1 protein-coding gene is annotated in these 809 nt (G+C 68.4%); it reads right to left on the bottom strand.

Annotated elements, in window-relative coordinates; translation table 11 throughout:
• The coding region (locus tag FJV41_RS49385; protein WP_141649538.1) for an IS3 family transposase at positions 1–809 on the bottom strand (809 nt) is incomplete at both ends.

Genomic DNA, 809 nt, shown 5'->3' with positions numbered 1-809 from the left:
CAGCGAGGCCTCGCGACCGAAGTGCCTGTCGTCAGGCGTGACGAAGCGGATGGCGGAGTGAAGGTGCTCGGTGTTGTACCAATCCACGAAGCGCGTCACCCAGTCGTGCGCATCCTCGGCGGACGCAAAGGGCCGCCGCGGGAAGCTGGGGCGGTACTTCAGCGTGCGGAAGAGGGCTTCGGAGAAGGGGTTGTCGTCCGAGACGCGGGGCCGGCTGAAGGACGGGGTGACGCCCAACCATTGCAAGGTGGCCAGCAACGTGGCGCCCTTCATCGGGCCGCCGTTGTCCGAATGCAGCACCAGCCCCTCGGGGCAGCCGGCCTGCTGCCAAGAGCGGCGGATGAGGACCGAGGCATGCTCGGACGACTCCTCTTCGTGCACCGCGAAGCCCATGATTCGCCGGCTGAAGACGTCCACCACCAGGTACAGGTAGAGGAAGGCGCCCTTCACCGGGCCCTTCAGGTAGGTGATATCCCAACTCCAGACCTGGTTGGGCCCGGTGGCGGTGTGCTCGGCCCGGGGCCTGGGCGTGGGCGCCTTGGCATGGCCTCGGTGGGCCAACTGACCCGCCTCGCGCAGCACCCGGTAGAAACTTGCCTCGCTGGCGACGTACTCGCCCCGGTCCGCCAGCCTGGGGACAATCTGCTTGGGCGAGGCGTCCCGGAACTCCTCACTGTTGGCCACCGCCAGGATTCGGCGCCGCTCCACCTCGGACAGTCGGTTGGCCGGACGGGTATGCGGACCACACCGCCGGTCCTCCGCCGTGGCTGGCTTCCTCCATCGTTGAATCGTGCGCGGGGCCACCCCGA

The organism is Myxococcus llanfairpwllgwyngyllgogerychwyrndrobwllllantysiliogogogochensis (genome assembly GCF_006636215.1).
Taxonomy (GTDB): domain Bacteria; phylum Myxococcota; class Myxococcia; order Myxococcales; family Myxococcaceae; genus Myxococcus; species Myxococcus llanfairpwllgwyngyllgogerychwyrndrobwllllantysiliogogogochensis.
Note: the sequence above shows the minus strand (reverse complement) of the source record. Positions and strands in the feature narration are given on the sequence as shown.